At 70.0% G+C, this 15245-nt stretch carries 15 protein-coding genes and 1 tRNA gene; 9 read left to right on the top strand and 7 right to left on the bottom strand.

Features of this window, described 5'->3' with window-relative positions:
• Nucleotides 1–1368 (top strand): anti-sigma factor domain-containing protein (locus tag CCR97_RS07240; protein ID WP_201159413.1); only part of this gene is annotated, 1368 nt, incomplete at its 5' end.
• Between the two features lie 118 nt (nt 1369–1486).
• Here the strand turns inward: CCR97_RS07240 and CCR97_RS07235 are convergent.
• From CCR97_RS07235 to chpT, 6 genes are all read right to left on the bottom strand, one after another.
• Complete coding sequence (locus CCR97_RS07235) at nt 1487–2377, bottom strand: CheR family methyltransferase (protein WP_111360621.1); 891 nt, start codon at nt 2375–2377, stop codon at nt 1487–1489.
• Complete coding sequence (locus CCR97_RS07230; RefSeq protein WP_201159412.1) at nt 2374–3564, bottom strand: protein-glutamate methylesterase/protein-glutamine glutaminase; 1191 nt, start codon at nt 3562–3564, stop codon at nt 2374–2376. The genes CCR97_RS07235 and CCR97_RS07230 overlap by 4 nt, the downstream gene beginning before the upstream one ends.
• Before the next feature lie 80 nt (nt 3565–3644).
• The gene (locus tag CCR97_RS07225; protein ID WP_111359291.1) at nt 3645–4031 is read right to left on the bottom strand and encodes a response regulator; all 387 of its coding nucleotides are present in this window, start codon (nt 4029–4031) and stop codon (nt 3645–3647) included.
• A 74-nt stretch (nt 4032–4105) separates the two neighbouring features.
• On the bottom strand, nt 4106–4570 hold the full coding sequence (locus tag CCR97_RS07220) for a chemotaxis protein CheW (RefSeq protein ID WP_111359292.1): 465 nt from the start codon (nt 4568–4570) through the stop codon (nt 4106–4108).
• A gap of 11 nt (nt 4571–4581) precedes the next feature.
• Entirely contained in the window at nt 4582–7296 is a 2715-nt protein-coding gene (locus CCR97_RS07215; RefSeq protein WP_111359293.1) for a hybrid sensor histidine kinase/response regulator, read from the bottom strand.
• A gap of 358 nt (nt 7297–7654) precedes the next feature.
• The gene (chpT, locus tag CCR97_RS07210) at nt 7655–8365 is read right to left on the bottom strand and encodes a histidine phosphotransferase ChpT (RefSeq protein ID WP_111359294.1); all 711 of its coding nucleotides are present in this window, start codon (nt 8363–8365) and stop codon (nt 7655–7657) included.
• A 114-nt stretch (nt 8366–8479) separates the two neighbouring features.
• Here chpT and CCR97_RS07205 point away from each other — a divergent pair, with 114 nt between their 5' ends.
• Nucleotides 8480–9331 carry a 3'(2'),5'-bisphosphate nucleotidase CysQ family protein gene (locus CCR97_RS07205; RefSeq protein ID WP_111359295.1) on the top strand — a complete coding sequence of 284 codons (852 nt, stop codon included), beginning with the start codon at nt 8480–8482 and terminating at the stop codon, nt 9329–9331.
• Nucleotides 9332–9388: 57 nt separating this feature from the next.
• On the opposite strand, the gene CCR97_RS07200 is transcribed toward CCR97_RS07205, so the two are convergent.
• Nucleotides 9389–9889, bottom strand: a complete 501-nt coding sequence (locus CCR97_RS07200) for a YHS domain-containing (seleno)protein (protein WP_244670318.1) — start codon at nt 9887–9889, stop codon at nt 9389–9391.
• A 111-nt stretch (nt 9890–10000) separates the two neighbouring features.
• Here CCR97_RS07200 and CCR97_RS07195 point away from each other — a divergent pair, with 111 nt between their 5' ends.
• From CCR97_RS07195 to CCR97_RS07165, 7 genes are all read left to right on the top strand, one after another.
• Nucleotides 10001–10609, top strand: coding sequence for a DUF1134 domain-containing protein (locus CCR97_RS07195; RefSeq protein ID WP_170146086.1), 609 nt, complete (start codon nt 10001–10003; stop codon nt 10607–10609).
• Between the two features lie 219 nt (nt 10610–10828).
• The gene (locus CCR97_RS07190; RefSeq protein ID WP_201159411.1) at nt 10829–12073 is read left to right on the top strand and encodes a coiled-coil domain-containing protein; all 1245 of its coding nucleotides are present in this window, start codon (nt 10829–10831) and stop codon (nt 12071–12073) included.
• A 25-nt stretch (nt 12074–12098) separates the two neighbouring features.
• Nucleotides 12099–12923, top strand: coding sequence for a DUF2927 domain-containing protein (locus CCR97_RS07185; protein WP_201159410.1), 825 nt, complete (start codon nt 12099–12101; stop codon nt 12921–12923).
• A 95-nt stretch (nt 12924–13018) separates the two neighbouring features.
• Nucleotides 13019–13096 (top strand) — tRNA-Gly (locus tag CCR97_RS07180).
• Nucleotides 13097–13480: 384 nt separating this feature from the next.
• Nucleotides 13481–14368: an STAS domain-containing protein gene (locus CCR97_RS07175; RefSeq protein WP_111360192.1), complete on the top strand. Its 888-nt coding sequence runs from the start codon at nt 13481–13483 to the stop codon at nt 14366–14368.
• A 4-nt stretch (nt 14369–14372) separates the two neighbouring features.
• On the top strand, nt 14373–14762 hold the full coding sequence (locus tag CCR97_RS07170) for an STAS domain-containing protein (RefSeq protein ID WP_111360193.1): 390 nt from the start codon (nt 14373–14375) through the stop codon (nt 14760–14762).
• Nucleotides 14743–15147: an anti-sigma regulatory factor gene (locus tag CCR97_RS07165; protein ID WP_111360194.1), complete on the top strand. Its 405-nt coding sequence runs from the start codon at nt 14743–14745 to the stop codon at nt 15145–15147. The genes CCR97_RS07170 and CCR97_RS07165 overlap by 20 nt, the downstream gene beginning before the upstream one ends.
• The last annotated feature ends 98 nt before the right edge of the window (nt 15148–15245 follow it).

Raw genomic sequence — 15245 nt, 5'->3', positions numbered from 1 at the left:
CGTCGGCCGGCGATTCCGCCGGCCGACGTCACGCCCGGACCAACCGAGCTGCCGGTGCCGGCCGCGCCCGAGGTCCCGATCGCTGAGCCGGTCGCACCGGCGACGCCAGCCCCCTCCCCGCCGCCCCCATTTGCGCCGATCCCGGCCGAGCTGATCGCTCCAGAGGTCTTAGGCTCGGCTGCGCCGTCGGCGCCGCCGCTGGAGCCGGCCCACGAACCGGCCTTCGAGCCGACGCCCGAACCGGCCGCATCGCCGCCCGATGTGCTGCGCGCCGTCGCCGAGGCATTGGCGATGCCGCTCGCGGAGACCGACGGCCGCGTGACGCCTTCGGTGGCGGCCGGGATGCCGGCTGCCGAGACGGCGCCGCCCCGCCCCACACCGAACGACGCCGGCGGTCGCAATGCCGCGGCGGCCGACACCTCGGCCGCCGTTTTGCCCGCGGCATCGAGCCGAGACGACAAGCCTGCGCCGGTCGCCGCCGCTGGCGACGACGTCGCCCGCGCCGGCGTCGCCCCCGACAAGGTCGCCCGCGAGATCGACGTCCCTGCCGTCGAGCTCCGCGCCGTGGACGCGGACGGGAGCTTCGGCGCCGGCAAGGCGCCCGACATCAAGATCCTCCCGGACGACGACGCCGTGGTGCCGGGCTATCCGCGCGGTCCGGCCGGCGGGCCCGACCTCGGACCGGCGTCCGGACCGTTGGAAGGCTCCACCGGCGGCGCGCTGGTCCCGCTGCCCGCCGCCGGCGACGACGCGACGGTGCGGCGGCTGGTGCGCAGCGTGCAGCGCTGGCGCAGCGTCGCGGTGGGGCTCCTCGCCTTCGTGCTGGCGCTCGCCGGCCTCGCCGCGACGGCAGTGCTCGCCCCCGACTGGCTGCCGCCGGAGCTGCGCCTCGTCCCGGGGCGGGTCGAGGTGCGCGAGGTGGTGCGCACCGTCGAGGTCCCGGTCGCGCCGCCCCCGGCCCCCGCCGCGCCGGCGACCGACCCGGCCCGCCATGTCGCGGTGCTGCAGGCCGAGGGCACGACGCCGGCGTTCATCGTGTCGCTGCAGCCCGACCGCAAGAGCCTGATGGTCCGCCGCGTCAAGGCCGCCGACGAGGGCGACAAGCGCTACGAGCTGTGGCTGGTCTCGGACAAGTATCCGGCGCCGCGCTCGCTCGGCCTGCTCGGCACCGCCGAGTTCACCATCGTGCCGGCGGTCGCGGACTTTCCGCCGGACGTGGTCGCCGACGCCGTCTACGCGGTGTCGCTCGAGGCCGAGGCCGGCTCGCCGATCGACGGCCCCTCCACCCCGGTCCTCGCCTCCGGCCGCCTGATCGAAGCCGTCCCCGAAATGCCCGCCAGCTCCCCGAGCGGCAACGGCACGCCATAGCGGCGCGCCATCGCATTCGCGCACGCCGCCCACCAAACAAAAACGCCCGGCTTGCGCCGGGCGTCTTCGTCGGGGGGATTTTCGCGGTCCTTTCTGGACCGCGAGTAAACCGAACTGATCAGCGCGGGGCGCCGAAATTGGCGGCGAGGCGCTGGGTGGCCGGCATCGCGAAGCCGGCCGGCCGGCCGGCCGCCGAGGCGGCGTTCGGCGCGTAGACGCCGCGCTGGTCCGGCACCGGCTTGAACGCGTCGGTGAGGCCGACCACGGTCTCGGCGGCGCCGAGCACCAGGAAGCCGTCCGGCTCGGTGATCTTGCGGATCCGCTCCAGCACGTCGACCTTGGTGGTCTGGTCGAAATAGATCAGCACGTTGCGGCAGAACACGAGATCGAACGGGCCGAGGCTGGTGAAGTCGCCGAGCAGGTTCAGCGTGCGGTACTGCACCATCGAGCGGATCTCGGAGGAGATCTGCCAGGTCTCGCCGGTCTGCGTGAAGTACTTCAGCAGCATCTGGATGGGCAGGCCGCGCTGCACCTCGAATTGCGAGTAGACGCCGGCCTTGGCCTTGTCGAGCACCTCCATCGAGAGGTCGGTGGCGATCATCTCTATGCGCCAGCCGTCGAGCCGCGAGCCCATGTCCTTCAGGCACATCGCGAGCGAGTACGGCTCCTGGCCCGTCGAGGCGGCGGCGCACCAGATGCGCAGCTTGCGCTTGGCCTCGCGCGACTTCAGCAGCGACGGGATGATCGAGTTGCGGAAGTGATCGAACGGCACCTTGTCGCGCAGGAAGAAGGTCTCGTTCGTGGTCATCGCCTCGACGACGGCGACCAGCAGGCTCTCCGAACCCGGACCTTTCAGCTTCTGCACGAGCTCGCTGAGTCCGCCGAGATTGTTCTTGCGCGCGATCGGCAGCAGGCGACTCTCGACAAGGTACTCCTTGTCGGCGGAGAGCACGAGGCCGGACCTGTCCTTGAGCAGCTTTCGCAGGTAGTCGTAGTCGAACGGCGTCACGAGCGCTCTCCCGAGAAAATACGCGTTACTTTCTGGGCGATCTGCCCCAGCGGCAGGATTGCGGAGCACAATCCCGCCTGGGCGACAGCCCCCGGCATTCCCCACACGACGCTCGAGGCTTCGTCCTGAGCGATGACGCTGCCGCCTGCGGCGACGAGCTCGGCCGCCCCCTTGGCCCCGTCCGATCCCATTCCGGTGAGGATGACGCACAGCGTCGCCCCTCCCCAGACCTGCGCGGCCGTCGACAGCAGCGGGTCGACGGCGGGCTTGCAGAAGTTCACCAGGGGACCGTCGCGCAGGACGATCACCGGGTTTCCGTCGCGCCGCGCCACCTGCATGTGGATGGCACCGGGAGCGACGTAGACGCGACCCGCGACGACCGGTTCCCCATCCTGGGCTTCCCGGACCGTGCGACCGCTGGCGCGTGACAGATGCTCGGCCAGAATCGTGGTGAAGGTCGGCGGCATGTGCTGGGTGATCAGCACCGGTACCTGATCGATCACGCGGCCGAGCTGCGCGATCACCTCGTTGAGAGCCTGCGGGCCGCCGGTCGAGGAGCCGATCAGCAGCACGCGCGGCATGGTGTGCGAGAACGGCCGCAGCTTGAGGGCCGCCGTCCTCTCGATCGTGTGCGCGAGCGGCGCGACGGACGGACGGGCGCCGCCGCCGGCGAGGCGCGTGTCGGGATGGGCCGGCGCCGCCGGCGTCGCCGGACGCGGACCGCGCATCCGCCGCCGACGCTGGCCGAGCTGGCGGACCTTCTCGACGAGATCGCGCTTGAAGTCGGCCGAGGTGGTGACGCCGCGCGCCGTCTCCGGCTTCGGGATGTAGTCGGCGGCACCGAGCGAGAGCGCCTTCAGGCTGACCTCGGCGTTCTTCAGCGTCAGCGTGGACGCCATGATCACGACGAGATCGCGCTTCTTCGCGAGCAGCAGCGGCAGGGCCGAGATCCCGTCGAGCACGGGCATCTCGATGTCGAGGATCGCGACGTCCGGATCGAGCTTCTCGACCTGGTCGACCGCTTCCTGGCCCGTGCGCAGCGAGGCGACGACCTCGAAGTCGGGCTGTTCCTCGAGCCAGCGGGAGATCAGGCCGCGCACCACGACCGAATCGTCGACCACCATGACCCGAACCCGGTCGCCGGTGGCGGTCGATGCCCTGGACGTGGATGTGACGGCGAGTGCCATAACACGAGATACTCGGTTACGTCCGAAGAGACGACAGGGATGGATTGCGAATGTGGAGCGTCCCTACGGGGACGCGCCGATCAGGTCCGGACCGGATCGGCGGCGACGAGGCCGACTTCCTGGAACTTCGCCGCGACGATGTCCTTGTCGAACGGCTTCATGATGTACTCGTCGGCGCCGGCGTGGAGGGCGCGGGCGATCTGCGCGACCTCGTTCTCGGTGGTGCAGAACACCACCTTCGGACGATCGCCGCCCGGCATGCGCCGCAGCGTGCGCAGGAACTCGTAGCCGTCCATGCGCGGCATGTTCCAGTCGAGCAGGACCGCGTCGGGAAGCTCGCGCTGGCAGGCGTCGAGTGCCTCCTGGCCGTCCTCGGCTTCGGTGATGGCGAAGTCCATGCCTTCCAGGATACGCCGCGCCACCTTGCGAATGACGCTCGAGTCGTCGACAACCAGACAAGTCTTCATCGCGTGCCTCGTCTCTCTCGTGCCCCGGCCGCGATCGTACCGCCGGCGCAGCCGCAATCGTTGAACGCCTCGGCTCAGGCCGCGATGGCCTCGCCCATGTCGAGCACCCGGTCGACGTCGAGGACGACCAGGAGCTGCCCCTCGAGCCGGTGGACGCCTGCCGACACGCGGGCGAGCCGCGCATCGAGATTGACCGGGTTCGGCTCGCGGGCCGTCTCGTCGAGCTTGAGAACCTCGCCGACCGAGTCGATCAGCAGGCCGTAGGACTCGCCCTTCGACTCGATGCCGATCGCCATCGGCTTCTTGCCGTCGTTGCGCTTCGGCAGGCCGAGCCGGCGACGCATGTCGATCGCCGTGACGATGCGGCCGCGCAGGTTCAGCACGCCGGCGATCTCCGGCTGCGAGAGCGGAACACGGGTCAGACGCTCGAGCATGAACACGTCCTGCACCCGCGAGATCGGCAGCCCGAAGAGCTGCTCGCCCAGCATGACGGTGACGTATTCGGTGAGCTGGTCGCTCGAAGTGTTGTCGTTCGCCATCCTCGTCTCCATCACGCGGCCTCGGCGTGGGCGGTCTGCTCTTTCAGGGCGGCGATCAGGCCGGGCCGATCGAACTTGGCCACGAAGTCGTGGAAGCCGACCTCGCGTCCGCGCTCGATCGCCTCGGGCGAGGTCAGGCCCGACAGGGCGATGATCGGGACGTCCTTGGTCTCCGGGTCGTTGGTCACCGCCTGGGCGAGCTCGAAGCCGTTCATGCCCGGCATGTCGATGTCGGTGACGACGACGTCGATCCGCTTGCCGGACTTGAGAACCTCGAGCGCCTCCTGGGCGGCGCCGACCGTGGTGACCTGATAGCCGGCCGCCTTGAGGACCGGCGTCAGCATGTTGCGGAAGAACGCCGAGTCGTCGACGAACAGGAGGGTGCGGATCACCGGCCCGCCGAGCGCCTTGTCCTTGCGACGCAGCCAGTCCTCGAAGGCGATGGGCAGGAAGTAGCCCATGTCGAGCACCTCGGTGGCCTGGCCCTTGATCACGGCCGAGCCGAGCACGCCCGGGACCTCGCTCGACACCTCGATGTTGAGGTTGTCCTCGACGATGTCGACGATCTCGTCGACGACGAGGCCCATCGAGCGGCCGTCGTCGGAGAAGACGAGCAGCGGCTGGGTGCCCTGGGTACGGATCTGGACCTCGTCGTTGACCCGGACCAGCGGCATCAGCTGGCCGCGGTACTGGACCAGGCGACGACCGTTGGAGATCTCGATCTTGGTGGCGTCGATCTCCTCGAGCCGGGTGACCAGCGACAGCGGCACCGCCTTGGGCTCCGGCGAGCCGGCCCGGAAGACGAGCAGCGAGGTCGTGTTGTCCTGGCCGACGTGATGCTGCACGGCGTTGCCATCCTCGGACTGCGCCTGCGTGGTGGCGATGGTGCCGAGCGCACGCGCGATGCCGTTCGGATCGATGATCATGATCACCGAGCCGTCGCCCAGGATGGTGTTGCCGGAGAACATCGCGATGTCGCGCAGCTTGCTCGACATCGGCTTGACCACGATTTCCTCGGTGTGGAAGACGCCGTCCACCACGATGCCGAAGGTCTGAGTGCCGACCTGCGTCACCACGATGAAGCCGTTCTCGGCGTCGTCGGTCGACTGCACCTCGCCCTCGTCCATCTTGAGCAGGCTCTTGAGCCGGATCAGCGGGAGGAGCTTGTTGCGCAGACGCAGGACCGGGGTGTCCTTGATCCGCTCGATGCGGTGCTCGGAGTTGGTCTGGGCGCGCACCAGCTCGACGACCGAGAGCTGCGGGATGGCGAAGCGGTCGCCGCCGGCCTCGACGATCAGGGTCGAGACGATGGCCAGCGTCAGCGGGATCTTGATGACGAAGCTCGACCCGGAGCAGGCCACCGACTTGACGTCGACGGTGCCGCCGATCTGGTCGATGTTGGAGCGCACCACGTCCATGCCGACGCCGCGGCCCGACACGCTCGTCACCTTGGCGGCGGTCGAGAAGCCCGGCGCGAAGATGAACTTGTGGATCTGCGCCTCGCTCATCTTCTCGATCTGGGCCTCGGTGGCGAGCCCGCTCGAGATCGCCTTGGCCTTGATCTTCTCGGTGTTCAGGCCGCGGCCGTCGTCCGAGATGTCGATGATGATGTGGCCGCCCTCGTGATAGGCGGAGAGGCGGATCGTGCCCTTGTCCGGCTTGCCCAGCGCGCGCCGCTCGGCCGGCGACTCGAGGCCGTGGTCGGCCGAGTTGCGGACCATGTGGGTCAGCGGGTCCTTGATCAGGTCGAGCACCTGGCGGTCGAGCTCGGTGTCGGCGCCGTGCATCTCGAGCTCGATCTGCTTGCCGAGCTCGGTGGCGAGATCGCGCACGATGCGGGGCAGCTTCTGCCACGCGTTGCCGATCGGCTGCATGCGCGTCTTCATGACGCCTTCCTGCAGCTCGGCCGTGACGTTGGAGAGCCGCTGCAGCGGCACCTTGAACTCGCTGTCCTCGTGACGACGGACGATCTCGAGCAGCTGGTTGCGGGTCAGCACCAGCTCGGACACCATCGTCATCAGGTGCTCGAGCGTCTCGACGTTGACGCGGATCGACTGGTTCGCGACCTTGCCGTCGCCACTCTTGTCGTCGTCGCCCTTGGGCTCGGTCGCCTTGGCGGCGAGCGCGGCGGCGGCCTTGGCGGCCGAGGTCGTCTGCGCCATGTCGGGATTGAAGGTCGGCCCGGGGGTCTCGCGGAAGGCGCGCTCCAGCTCGTCGAGCGACACCTCGCCCGGACGCAGCTGGCGCTCCAGCACCTGATAGGTCAGCTCGCCCTGGGTGACATCGGCCGCCTTTGCGGCCGGGGCTGCGGCGGCGGGCGCCGGCGCTTCGGCCGCCTTGGCGGGCGCCGGAGCGTTGATGGCGAGCCGCTCGAGCTCGTCGATCAGATCGCGGTCCTGGCCGGACGGCTCTTCCTGGTTCTGCTCGAGATCGTCCAGGATCGACTTGATCCGGTCGATGGTCGAGAGGATGAGGGTCACGGCCTCGCCCGTGACGGCCGTGCCGTCGCGGAACTTGCCCATCAGCGTCTCGGCGGCGTGCGCCAGAGCTTCGAGCCGGGGCAGCCCGAGGAACCCGCAGGTTCCTTTGATCGTGTGGACGAGCCGGAAGATGTTGTCGAGGATTTTGGCGTTGTTTGGATCCTGCTCGAAACGAACGAGTTCGACGTCGACGACATCGAGGCTTTCATTCGTCTCGGTCAGGAATTCCCGGAGCAAGTCGTCCATCGGATAAAACTCGCGTTACAGGCCCGCGCAGCCCGGAGAGGAATTCGGGAGCGAATGCAGTCTCTTGGGAAAGCGTTTAAGTTTCGTTGCGGACGAGGTCGCGGAAACACGCTTCTTGTCGTCGTATTTGCGCTCGGGATGCGGGCAATCGCCACGCAGCGCCCTCGCGACGTCCGCGACGGAGGATCGGAATTGTTGAAAATTAGAGGGAATATCGCGACGCCAGCGGCGCCGTTAAGCTCGCCTTAAGGGGGTTGGCAGCGGCTCGCGGGCGGCAAAATAATTTGCGCGGCGCCGGGCTCGCGCGGCTCGACTAACACTCGGAAAGGCTTGAAATAACCCTTTCGTACGAGGGGGTTCAGCCGACGCTCGCCACCGGCTCGGCACCGGCTCCGGCCGGCGCGACCGCCGTGATCACGACCGCCTCGCCCTCCACGGCGAAGGCGACGTCGAGCCCGCAGGCCCGCGCCAGCAGGCCGGCATAGAAGGGCTGGACTGCGTGCGCATCGAGGGCCGGGTCCTCGGGCGTGCCGGCGACCAGCCGAGGCAGATGCTGCGGCACGCGCGCGTTCATGCCGCGCGTCTCCACCCGGAAGCCCATGGCCTCGCCGGCGCCGACCGGGTCGATGGCGAGCGTGCCGCCGCGCGGAATCGTCTGCCCGGCGAGCAGCAGCAGGTTGAGCACCAGCTTGACCCGGTTCTTCGGCAGCAGGAGCCGCGGCAGGCTCCAGGAGAGCTTGACCTTCTCGTCCTCGAGGGCGCCGCGGGCCACCTTCTCGGCGTCGCCGAGATCGATCTGGGCGCCGGCCGAGCCGGAGGCACCGAAGGCGAGCCGGCAGAACTGCAGCCGGGCCGAGACGCGCCCGGCACTCTTCTTGATGAGGTCGAGCGCGAAGGTCTTTGTCTCCTCGTCCTGGGCGTCCTCCAGGACCTCGAGGCCGTTGACGATCGCTCCCGAGGGGCTGATCAGGTCATGGCAGACCCGCGAGCACAGCAGGGCGGTGAGATCGAGCGGGTCGAGCGTCACGGTGCTGGAGGGCACGGTGCTGCCGGGCACTGCGCTGGACATCGGGTCTGGTCTCCGCGGGGGCCACCGAATCGGCGCCGCGCCGCGGTGGTGCGATGTGATACACCGGCCCTGAGCGACAACGCAAACCACTGTTGAACTCGCCGGACCGACCCGATGGAGCCGACCCGAGACGCCCGCGACGCCGCCCGTTGCTCCGCCCGCGACGACCTGCTCGACGACGGCTTGATCGCCGCGTTGTCGGCGCTGGTATCGCAGGCCGGTCACGCCATCATCGAGGTCGCCCGCGGGCCGCTCGGGGTCACCGAGAAGGCCGACCATTCGCCCGTGACGGCGGCCGACCAGGCCGCCCAGGACGTGATCCTGAGCGGCCTCGCCCGGCTGCTGCCGGGCGTCCCGGTGGTGTCGGAGGAAAGCGACGACAATGCCGGACGCGACTTCGGCGACGCGCCCTTCGTCCTGGTCGATCCGCTCGACGGCACCCGCGAGTTCGTCGCCGGCAACGGCGATTACGCCGTCAACATCGCGCTGGTGCAGAATCGCCGGCCCGTCGCCGGCGTGGTCTTCGTTCCCCGATCCGGAGTTCTCTACCGCGGCCGGGTCGGGCACGGCGCCGAGCGCGTCGCCCTGCCGGCGGGTGCCCAGGACGGTGCGGCGGTGCCGATCCGGACCCGGCGACCGCCCGCCGACGGCCTCGTCGCGGCGGTGAGCCGGTCGCATCTCGATCCGGAGAGCGACCGGTTCCTTGTCGCGCACGGCGTCGTCGCGCGGATACCGCGCGGATCGGCCTTGAAGTTCGGGCTGCTGGCCGAGGGCACGGCCGACGTCTATCCGCGCTTTGCGCCGGTGCGGGAGTGGGACGTGGCGGCGGGCGACGCGGTGTTGGCGGCCGCCGGCGGCGCCGTGCTGCGGCCGGACGGCACGCCGCTGCTCTACGGGGATGGTCCCGGAGGCTTTCTGGTGTCGGGCTTCGTCGCCTGGGGGGCTCCGCCGCCGCCCGATCGGTGATCGGGGCGGCGGGCCGCCGGCGCGATGGAGACCGGAAGCGTCGGCGACGGCGCCGGATCACCGGGCGAGCTGCGACTGCACCTTCGGCCAGTGGGACTGGGCATCGGTCAGCACCCCGACCGGGTCGGCCAGGAACTTCGAGCGGGCCGTCTCGCTGTAGAACAGCATCAGCCGGCCGCGGACGACGAGGAAGATCTCGGGATGACCGGGGCGCGACACGCCACGGGCGACGCCGACCGGATCGTAGCCGCCGAACAGCGGCCCGTAGACGCCGGGATTGTCCGCGAAGGCGTTGCGGTTGCCCTCGTTGCGGAAGCGCCAGACGATGCCGTGGTGATCGTACTCGTACTCGGGACGGCCGAGCTCGGGCTGGCCGTCGACGAAGTAGGCGACCGGGTCGAAGCCCGCGAGGGCGAGGCCGGAATAGCGGTCGGTGACGACGCGCTCGCTGGTCGCCGCCAGCGGACCGCCCGCCGGGGCGAACGCGACTGCGAGGACCGAGACGACGAGGACCGCGAGAACGCGCGCAGTTTGCAGGGTTCGCCGCCGTGGCGTCATACTGTTGCCGGAAGCTCTCTCGATTCGGATGAGACAGTCCTAGCGTGACTTCGTGATCATCCCGTTAGCGCGCTTCGATAAAAACGGGTCGAGTTGTCGGAAAGGTCGGACATGCGCACAGCTTGGCGTCGGATCGCGGCCGCGGTGGCCCTTGCCGCGGGGGTCTCCCTGGCCTGCGCCATGCCCACCCGGGCCTTCGCGCAGAGCCAGCCGGTGCCGGCGCATCCGCAGCGCAACGACACCTTCTCGACCGGCGAGATCGTCTCGGCCGGCCATCGCTTCTTCGGCGGCGTCTCGCGCAGCCTGGCGACCCTGGTCGAGCGCGCCGCCAGCCAGTGGGGCCTGCCCAACGGCTACGTGCTCGGCGAGGAGGGCGGCGGCGCCTTCTTCGGCGGCCTGCGCTACGGCGAGGGCGTGCTCTACACCAAGAACGCCGGCGACCTGAAGGTGTACTGGCAGGGCCCGTCGTTCGGCTGGGACGTGGGGGGCGAAGGCGCCCGCACCATGATGCTGATCTACAACCTGCCGGCGACCGAGGCGATCTACCAGCGCTTCGGCGGCATCGACGGCTCCGCCTACTTCATCGGCGGGCTCGGCATGACGGCCCTGACCGCGAACAATGTCGTGGTGGTGCCGATCCGTTCCGGCGTCGGGCTGCGGCTGGGGGCCAGCATCGGCTACCTGAAGTTCACGCCGCAATCGACCTGGAACCCGTTCTGAGCCGTCGGCGCGCCGCCGCGCGGCGCCGGGCCCTGCCGCACGGTCTCTCCGGCCCGCCGCCCGGTCTCGTGCGGCCCGGACACTGTTGCGTGATCGCCGGCGAAACGGCTTTACCGACCCTTGCAAAACAGTGGTCAGGTTGTTGAATTCCCTTTAGAAGCGCGACACCAACTCGCCCGCCGGCCGTTTCGGCGGGGCGCGGAGCCGGAGGCGTTCGTCATGATCGAACAGGCCATGCTGTTCGGGATCGGGTTCCTGGTCGCGAGCCTGTTCAACCTGTTGTTCGTGCCGCTGGTCCATAATCGCGCGGTGCGGCTCACCACCCGCCGGCTGGAGGCCTCGACGCCGTTCTCGATGGCCGAGATCCAGGCCGAGAAGGACCAGCTCCGGGCCGAGTTCGCGATGTCGACCCGACGGCTCGAGATGAGCGTCGAGCAGCTCAAGAGCCGGGCCGCCGGCCAGCTCGCCGACCTCGGCCGCAAGTCGATGGCGATCGGCCGCCTCAAGCAGGAGCTCGACGAGAAGACCGCCGCGCTCGCCGCCATCGAGGCGCGCGAGCGGACCCTGCAGGAGCAGCTGCAGTCGACCGAGCACGAGTACACGCTCAAGAGCGACAAGGCCCAGACGGTGGAGCGGGTGCTGGTCGGCAAGGAGGCCGAGCTCGCCAAGCTGACGGCGGCGCTGACCGAGCGCAGCTCGGTGTCGGACAGCCAGCGCATCGAGATCGCCACCCTCAAGACCCAGATCGAGTCGCTCAAGTCGCGGGTCGAGCAGGCCCAGCACGACCTCAAGGACACCAAGACCCGGCTCGACCGCGAGCGCGCCGCGGCCACCGCGGCGGCGGCCGAGCTCGCCCAGGAGCGCACCCGGACGACCGAGCTCGGCACCCGCGCGGTCGAGCTCGAGCGCCAGCTCGGCGAGCAGACCGGCGAGGCGGACGGGCTCGGCAAACGCATCCGCGAGCTGGAGGAGCGGCTGACCGAGCAGGGCCGCATGCTGGTCGAATTCGAATACGACGCCCGCAAGGCCCGCGAGGAGGCGGCCGGTGTCGTCGAAGGCTCGCGCGGCGAGGCCGCCCGGCTGGAGCAGGAGCTCGCGGCGGCACGCGCCGAGAATGCCCGCCTGCAGCAGGAGCTCGTCACGCTCCGCAAGGGCACCGAGGATTCCTGGGCCGCCGAGCGGCTGGAGACCGCCCTGCTGCGCGAGCGCATCAACGATGTCGCCGCCGAGGTGGTGCGCCTCACCATGGCGCTGGAGGGCGACGCCTCGCCGATCACCGCGATCCTGGCGGACGATCGCCCCGCCGAGGACCGGTCCGCCGGCGGACGGGCCGCAGCCGATGGCGCCGCCCGCGGCGGCGATCTGGTCAGCCGCATCCGCGCCCTGCAGGCCCGCGCCTCGCGGGTCGCCCAGCCCGCGGCGACGAGCGGCGCGCTGCCGGAGCCGGCGGCGGCGGCCCCCTGACCGGCGCGGCGTCGGCCGCGATCCCGTGCACCGGACCCCGGCCGGAGCCGCCACGCGGCTCGCCGTCCGTCTCGCCGTCGCTTTCGCCATGGCGGTCCTGATCCCGGTCGCCGCGGCGAGCCCGGCGGCCGCGGCGGAGCGGCGGCCGGCCGCCGGCCCGGCGCGTTTCACCGATCGTCAGATCGTGCGCGGCTTCCTGGCCGTCGCCTTCGGGGCCGAGTACGCCACCGGCACCACCGATCGCATCCGCCGCTTCGACGGCCCGGTGCGCGTGCTCGTCGATGCCGCCGGGGCGCCGCCAGACCTCGCGGCGGCGCGCACCGCGACGGTCGAGGCCGTGGTGGCCGAGATCGGACGCGGCGTGCAGCACCTCGACATCGCGACGACGCACGACCGCGCCGACGCGAATCTCACGATCCTGATCGTCCGCCGACGCGCCTTCGCAGCGACCGTCACCGCGGTCTTCGGACCCGACCGGGCGAGCACGATCCTGCGCCGCCTCGCCCCCGACTGCGTCAGCGGCTTCTCGCGCGACGAGGCCTTCCGGATCCGCCAGGCCGCCGTGATCCTGGTCGCCGACACGTCCGATTTCGCGTTCCGGGACTGTACGATCGAAGAGACGTTGCAGGCGCTCGGACCGATCAACGACACCACACTGCCCTGGACGATGTTCAACGATGCGGTGCGCACCGGGCGCTTCGGTCGTTACGACCGTTATCTGCTCGGCCTGCTCTACCATCCGCGGATGCGGCCCGGCATGCCGCGGCGGGAGGCGGAGGCGATCGCGCGGGCGGCGCTCCCGGACGTTCGGGCGTTCGTCGACGCGGGCCGATCGACACCCGCGCGGTGACGCCATCGCGGTAAACCCATGGTTATCACGATGGTAAAGTTAACCACCGGTTCCGGTTGCGGCGCGTGGCCGCGACTACTACCATTCTCCGTGGTGGCTCGGTGGCGGAATGGCGACGCGGGGAGAGCCGACCGCCCTCCCCTATCCTGGTTCGAGTCCAGGCTGAGCCTCCAAATTCCTCGGTTCCGATGGGCTCGCTCTCGATCCTGTTCGACCGATTCTCGGCACCGATTCTCGGCACCGATGCTCGACCGATCGATGTCGTCTCCGGACGGAACCAATCCGCCGCGGACCGCGTTACCGACGGCACGTGACCGCCGTCGAGTCCAAGCATCGTGATCTGTTCGGCAAGTGACCGTTCGGAGTCCTGATCGCTCGACCTCGCTGCGGCGAGTCGCTATCAGGGCCATCGATGGCGACATCGATCCCGCTCATCGATGGTCGCCCTTCATGACTCGCTCCCGGACCGTGTCGCGCACGCCGCCCGCCTGCCGCGGGCTCGCGCCCCGTCCGGCATCATCCGTCTCCATCTCCGACACCAGAGGTCACGCCGGCCCATGATCGCCCGCCCGCAAGCCAATCCCCTCGCCACGATCCTCGCCGAGCGAAGCGCCGCGCTGCTGTCCGACTGGACGGAGCGCCTGCGCGCGAGCGGCGCGCTGGCGAGCGGTCGCATCCGCGAGGCCGAGCTGCAGACGCAGTGCCGCACCGTGCTCGACCTCCTGACGACCGCCGTGGCGGCCGGTCTCGACGCCGCGAGCCCCGCCTACGGCCCGCTGCGCGACATGCTCACCGACATCTCGCGCTCGCGCGCCGCACAGGGCTTCACGCCGACCGAGACCGTGTCCTTCGTGTTCTCGCTGAAGCCGCCGCTGTTCGAGGCGATCGGCACGGCCAAGGGAATGGACCCGGCAGCCGCCACCCGGACCATCTGCGACCTCACCCTGATGATCGACGCCCTCGGCCTTCATACCATGGAGGTGTTCCAGAAGAGCCGCGAGGAGACGATCATCCGGCAGCAGCGCGAGATCGCCGAGCTGTCGACCCCGGTGGTCAAGCTGTGGGACGGCGTGCTGGCGCTGCCGCTGATCGGCACGCTCGACAGCCAGCGCACCCAGGTGGTGATGGAGAACCTGCTCGAGTCGATCGTCGCGCAGACGGCCGAGATCGCCATCATCGACATCACCGGGGTGCCGACCGTCGACACGCTGACGGCGCAGCATCTCCTGAAAACCGTGTCGGCGGCCCGGCTGATGGGCGCCGACTGCATCATCTCGGGCATCCGCCCGCAGATCGCCCAGACCATGGTCCATCTCGGCGTCGAGCTGAACGTCGTCTCCAAGGCGACCTTGGCGGACGCCTTTGCGCTGGCGCTGCGCCGGATCGGCCGCACCGTGGCCCCCCTGAAGGCTGCGGTGCGCGACCGCGAGCAGCCGGCGGGCTGACCACATGGACCGCATTCCGATCCTCAAGCTCGGCCACGCGCTCCTCGTGACCATCCAGGTCGACATGCACGACCGGCTCGCCACCGCCCTGCAGGAGGACTTAACCGAGAAGATCGTCTCGGCGCGCGCCAGGGGCGTGCTGATCGACATCTCGGCGCTGGAGATCGTCGACAGCTTCATCGGCCGGATGCTCGACCACATCGCCGCGATCTCGCGCATGCTCGACGCCGAGACCGTGGTGGTGGGCATGCGCCCCGCCGTCGCCATCACGCTGGTCGAGCTCGGCCTCTCGCTGTCGGGCGTGAAGACCGCGCTCAACGTGGAGCGCGGCATGGCCCTGCTCGAACGCCGGATCGCCGAGACCGAGAGCGCCGATGGCGACGACGACGCGTGACCGCATGGAGGTCCGTTCCTCGGACGATGTCGTGCGGGTGCGCCAGCAGGTGCGGGCGCGCGCCCTCGATGTCGGCCTTTCTCTGGTGGACCAGACCAAGATCGTCACGGCGGCGAGCGAGCTCGCCCGCAACATGCTCGACTACGGCGGCGGCGGGGTCGCGGAGATCGAGGTGGTGGCGGACGGCATCCGGCGCGGCCTGCGGCTCGTCTTCGAGGACAAGGGCCCCGGCATCGCCGACATCCCGCTCGCCCTGAAGGACGGCTACACGTCGGGCGGCGGGCTCGGCCTCGGGCTGGGTGGAGCCAAACGCCTGTGCAACGAGTTCTCCATCGATTCGAAGCCCGGCGAGGGCACCCGCGTCGTCTGTGCGCGATGGAAGTGAGCCAATGAGCCCCGAGATCGAAATCCCGTCATTCCGGGGCGCGCCGAAGGCGCGAACCCGGAATCCAGCCGAGCAATTCAGCATCCGGGGCTGGATTC

This window comes from Rhodoplanes elegans (genome assembly GCF_016653355.1).
In the GTDB taxonomy this organism is placed as follows: Bacteria; Pseudomonadota; Alphaproteobacteria; order Rhizobiales; family Xanthobacteraceae; genus Rhodoplanes; species Rhodoplanes elegans.
Note: the sequence above shows the minus strand (reverse complement) of the source record. Positions and strands in the feature narration are given on the sequence as shown.

Coding starts and splice junctions, on each gene's coding strand:
- CCR97_RS07230 (WP_201159412.1), bottom strand. CDS start 3,564: ATGGCACTCGCCGTCACATCCACGTCCAGGGCATCGACCGCCACCGGC.
- CCR97_RS07225 (WP_111359291.1), bottom strand. CDS start 4,031: ATGAAGACTTGTCTGGTTGTCGACGACTCGAGCGTCATTCGCAAGGTG.
- CCR97_RS07220 (WP_111359292.1), bottom strand. CDS start 4,570: ATGGCGAACGACAACACTTCGAGCGACCAGCTCACCGAATACGTCACC.
- CCR97_RS07215 (WP_111359293.1), bottom strand. CDS start 7,296: ATGGACGACTTGCTCCGGGAATTCCTGACCGAGACGAATGAAAGCCTC.
- chpT (WP_111359294.1), bottom strand. CDS start 8,365: ATGTCCAGCGCAGTGCCCGGCAGCACCGTGCCCTCCAGCACCGTGACG.
- CCR97_RS07205 (WP_111359295.1), top strand. CDS start 8,480: ATGGAGCCGACCCGAGACGCCCGCGACGCCGCCCGTTGCTCCGCCCGC.
- CCR97_RS07200 (WP_244670318.1), bottom strand. CDS start 9,889: ATGACGCCACGGCGGCGAACCCTGCAAACTGCGCGCGTTCTCGCGGTC.
- CCR97_RS07195 (WP_170146086.1), top strand. CDS start 10,001: ATGCGCACAGCTTGGCGTCGGATCGCGGCCGCGGTGGCCCTTGCCGCG.
- CCR97_RS07190 (WP_201159411.1), top strand. CDS start 10,829: ATGATCGAACAGGCCATGCTGTTCGGGATCGGGTTCCTGGTCGCGAGC.
- CCR97_RS07175 (WP_111360192.1), top strand. CDS start 13,481: ATGATCGCCCGCCCGCAAGCCAATCCCCTCGCCACGATCCTCGCCGAG.
- CCR97_RS07170 (WP_111360193.1), top strand. CDS start 14,373: ATGGACCGCATTCCGATCCTCAAGCTCGGCCACGCGCTCCTCGTGACC.
- CCR97_RS07165 (WP_111360194.1), top strand. CDS start 14,743: ATGGCGACGACGACGCGTGACCGCATGGAGGTCCGTTCCTCGGACGAT.